Source organism: Rhizobacter sp. P2_H2, assembly GCF_056403375.1.
Genome location: NZ_JBFUFP010000393.1, coordinates 1 through 4,628, shown reverse-complemented (window position 1 = coordinate 4,628; position 4,628 = coordinate 1). Strand labels below are relative to the sequence as shown.

The 4,628-nt window shown below is 68.8% G+C and carries 3 protein-coding genes; 1 reads left to right on the top strand and 2 read right to left on the bottom strand.

Features of this window, described 5'->3' with window-relative positions; all coding sequences use genetic code 11:
* Positions 1 to 2,563 (bottom strand): response regulator (locus tag AC1D15_RS18785; RefSeq protein WP_477827173.1); only part of this gene is annotated, 2,563 nt, incomplete at its 3' end.
* Positions 2,564 to 2,649: 86 nt separating this feature from the next.
* Entirely contained in the window at positions 2,650 to 3,378 is a 729-nt protein-coding gene (locus AC1D15_RS18780; RefSeq protein ID WP_047513342.1) for an acetyltransferase domain-containing protein, read from the bottom strand.
* A gap of 198 nt (positions 3,379 to 3,576) precedes the next feature.
* Here AC1D15_RS18780 and AC1D15_RS18775 point away from each other — a divergent pair.
* The coding region (locus AC1D15_RS18775; RefSeq protein WP_477827174.1) for an ABC transporter substrate-binding protein at positions 3,577 to 4,628 on the top strand (1,052 nt) is incomplete at its 3' end.

The following is a 4,628-nucleotide window of genomic DNA, read 5'->3' as shown; positions in this document are numbered from 1 at the left end:
CCACCTCCAGCGCCTCGCGGCCGCTGTAGGCCAGCATCGGCACGAAGCCGGCCGACTGCAGGTGCTTGCCGACCAGCGTGACGGCCTTCGGGTCGTCGTCCACCACCAGCACGCGCGCCGCCGGCAGCTGCCCGTCCAGGCCGAGCGCTGCCAGCGCGGCCAGCAGGTCGTCCTTCGAGACCGGCTTGGTCAGCACCTGCGATGCACCGAGCGCGAAGCCGCGCCGCGCCTCGGCGGTGATCGACACGATGACAACCGGGATGTGCTGCGTCTGCGCCTGCTCCTTCAGCTGCGACAGCAGGTCCCAGCCGTCGCGGCCGGGCAGGATGATGTCGAGCACCAGCGCGGCCGGCAGCAGTTGCGCGGCCCGCGCCAGGCCGTCCTCGGCACTGCGCGCGACCTCGACGCGGTAGCCGTCGGACTCCAGCTGCGCGCGCACCAGCGTCGCAGTGCGCGGGTCGTCCTCGACGACGAGGATCAGCGGTGCATCGGGCCCGGCATCGCGCGGCGTGCCGTTCGGCGTGCCATCGACTGCGGGCAGCCCGGCCGGCAACTCCTCGCGCGGCGCCTGCTGCGCTTCCTCGCCGGCCGGCCGCCACGGCAGCCAGACCGCGAAGGTCGTGCCGGCGTTCGGCGTGCTGCGCAGCATCAGCCCGCCGCCGTGCAGTTCGACCAGCCGCTTGACCATCATCAGCCCGAGGCCGGTGCCCTCGTACTCGCGCGACAGCGACGAATCGATCTGCACGAAGGGCTGGAACAGCCGCAGGATGCCGTCGGGCGCGATGCCGATGCCGGAGTCCTCGATGCGGATCTCCAGGAACGACGGCAGCGTGCGCTCGGCCGGCCGGAACATCCGCGTGTCCTGCGCCTCGAGCACGCCGTCGACATCGGCGCGCGCCACCCGCTTCATCGACAGCGTGACCACGCCGCCCTCGGGCGTGAACTTGATCGCGTTGGACAGCAGGTTGAAGACGATCTGCTTGGCCTTGCGCAGGTCCAGCTGCAGGCTGCCCATGTCGGGCGCGCACACCGCGTTCAGCCGCAGCCGCTGCGTGGCCGCCTTCTCGCGCATCAGCGACACCGCGCTCGTCATGATGTGCGACGGCTCGGCCGCGCTCAGCTCGAGCGGCATGTGGCCCGACTCGACCTTCGACAGGTCGAGGATGTCGTTGATCAGGCTCAGCAGGTGCCTGCCGCTGGCGTGGATGTCGTTCGTGTACTCCAGCTGCTCGGCGTTCATGTCGCCGGCCAGGCCGTCCTTCATCAGCCCCGAGAAGCCGATCACCGCGTTCAGCGGCGTGCGCAGCTCATGCGACATGTTGGCGAGGAACTCGCTCTTCATGCGGTTGGCCTTTTCCAGCTCGGCGTTCTTGAGCTGGATGTCCTCGCCGCGCACGCGCAGCTGCTCGGCCAGCAGGTTCAGCTCCTGCAGCTGGCCGAGGTTGTGCAGCGCCACCGCGAATTGCGAGCACAGGCGCTCGATGAAGCCGCGGTCGCGCGCCGACAGCGGCGCCGAGGCGGCCAGCGCCAGCACGCCGATCAGCCGCCCCTGGTAGCTGACCGGGCAGATCAGCAGCGCGGCCGGGTGCAGCGTGGCCAGGCCGGTCTCGATGCGCAGGCCGCTGGCCGCGTCGAAGCGGTCGAAGTAGGCCGGCTTGCCGCTGCGCGCCACCGCGCCGACCGGGCCGTCGTCGATGCGCAGCACGCCCTTCAGGTCGGCCGGCGCCTGGTGCCGCGCCACCGCGCGCAGCACGCCGCCCCATTCCTCGTGCTCGTAGAACACCGCCACCGGGAACAGCGGGTTCTCGCCGATCAGCGCCAGCGTCTCGGCCAGCACCACCTCGCGCGTCGACTGCGCGTTGTAGAGCGTCAACGCGCGGGAATGCAGCGCGTCGTAGCGCCGCTCCTCGGCCACCGCCTGCTCGGCCTGCTGGCGCGCGGCCCAGTCGCGCCGCAGCCGCCAGGCGATCGCGCCCAGCAACAGCACGAGGGTGGCCAGGAACGCGATGAAGGTGGTGACGGTCGACTGCGAGCGCTGGTCCTCGACGCCCTCGCGCTCGGCCAGCAGGCGCCGCTCCTCGGTGTTGATCTGGTCGAGCAGCGCGCGGATGCGCTCCAGCCGCCGCACGCCCCGGTTGAGGCGCTCGTCGAACGCCTGCGGCGACTCGTTCGGCACCAGCACCTCGTTCTCGTGGAAGATCTGCACGCGCGCCGCGACCTCGCCGCGCAGCTCCGACATGCGCGCCTGCTGCCTCGGGTTGTCGGCGGTGAGCCACGCGAACTGGCGCAGGCCGGTGTCGATGACGGCGAGCGTGGCGTCACGCTCGTCGATGTAGACCGGATTGCGGGTCGCGAGGAAGGCCCGCTGGGCCGACTCGGCACGGTAGATGTCCGACTGGATGTCGGATGTCACGCCGATCACCTGGTGCGTGTGGCCCACGAAGGCCGAGGCCTCGAGCGTCTGGCGTGCGAAGTTCCACCCGATGCCTGCCAGCGTGAGGATGGACGCCACCGCGACGACGAAGCCCGCCGTCGCGAGCTGCTGAACCGACAAACGCGTCATCCGTTCTCCGATAACCGCCGACGGACGCGGCGGAGAGCGAACCTGCTGTGTATCACAGGTTGCGGCCCCCCATCGCGTCGACGGACCTAGCGGCGCAGCATCGTCGCGAGCAGCAGCAGGCCGATCAGCACCGGCTGGTGGACCATGTAGAAGCTCAGCGACCAGCGCCCCAGCACCGCGAACGGATGCAGCGCCTTCGGCAGCGCGCCGGTGACCCACTCGCGCCGGTTCGCGAGCACCCATTGCCCGGCGGCCAGGCCCCACCACATCACGCCGATCCACGGCAGCAGCGGCACGTAGTCCTCGGTCACCGGCTTGTGCGTGATCAGGCCGATCCAGTTCGTGAGCCGGGTGTCGAACCACGGGTGCTGCACCAGCCGCGGCAGCGCGATCGCGATGGCGCCCGCCAGCCACAGCCAGCGCCCCGCATTCGCGGTGACCCGCGTGATGACCAGCATCACCGCGATGCCGTGCAGCACGCCGAAGTAGATGAAGCTGCGCGGGAACATCAGGTACGAGCCCGCGCTCACCAGCAGCGCGCAGCCCGCCACCTGCGCCCAGCGCCGCCAGAAGCGCGGCCAGCCCTGGCCCTGCTCCCAGGCCACCGCCTGCCCGAAGCCGGCGCAGAACAGGAACAGCGTGACGATGCAGGTGCGCTGCACCAGCCAGAACGGATCGGTGGTGAAGCTCTGGCGGATGAAGTGGTAGTAGTTGAGGTCGAAGCAGAAATGGAACGCGGCCATCCACAGGATGGCGACCGCGCGCAGCGCGTCGAGGCGGTCGAAACGATGGGACGGGTGGGATGGCGTCTTCATAGGGCCCGAGATTGTGCAAGAGCCGGCTGCGCGGCCGGATGTCCGACCCCGGGTAAGTCCCAGGTTCATGTTCTATTGTTAGAACATTAATGAAACATTAACATCGCCACCGCTTGATACGTCAGGCTCCATAACTCTGACCCCCAGGAGACATGCATGTCGATTTCCCAACGTACCGTGCGCGGCTTGAGCCTCGCGATGATGGCCGCCGGCCTGATGACTGCCACGCTGGCGCAAGCCGGTGAGGTGGAAGTTCTGCACTGGTGGACCTCGGGCGGCGAAGCCAAGGCGGCTGCCGAGCTTAAGGCCACGATGCAATCGAAGGGCCACACCTGGAAGGACTTCGCGGTCGCCGGTGGTGGTGGTGATTCGGCGATGACGGTGCTGAAGTCGCGTGTGGTGTCGGGCAACGCCCCGGCCGCGGCGCAGATCAAGGGCCCGTCGATCCAGGAATGGGCCAAGGAAGGCGTGCTCGCCAACATGGACGACGTCGCCAAGGCCAACAAGTGGGACGACCTGCTGCCCAAGGCCATCGCCGACGGCCTGAAGTACCAGGGCCACTACGTCGCCGCACCGGTCAACGTGCACCGCGTGAACTGGCTGTGGGCCAACCCGGAAGCCTTCAAGAAGGCCGGCGCCAAGGTGCCGACCACCTGGGACGAGTTCTTCGTCGCCGCTGAAGCGCTGAAGAAGGCCGGCATCATCCCGATCGCCCACGGCGGCCAGAACTGGCAGGACTTCACCACGTTCGAGGCTGTCGCGCTGGGCGTCGGCGGTGCGGACTTCTACAAGAAGGCCCTGGTGCAGCTCGACGCCGGCTCGCTGAAGAGCGCGACGATGGACAAGGTGCTGACGACCTTCCGCAAGGTCAAGGGCTACACCGACAAGAACGCCCCGGGCCGCGACTGGAACCTGGCCACCGCGATGGTGATCAAGGGCGAGGCCGGCATGCAGATCATGGGCGACTGGGCCAAGGGCGAGTTCCTGGCCGCCGGCAAGGTCCCGGGCAAGGACTTCACCTGCGTGGCCGCCCCCGGCACCGCGAAGTCGTACACCTACAACGTCGACAGCTTCGCGCTGTTCAAGCTGAAGGACCCGGCCAACCAGAAGGCCCAGCAGGACCTGGCCACCGCGATCATGTCGCCGGAATTCCAGGAAGTGTTCAACCTGAACAAGGGCTCGATCCCGGTTCGCCTGGGCATGGACCTGAAGAAGTTCGACGATTGCGCGAAGACCTCGGCCGCCGACTT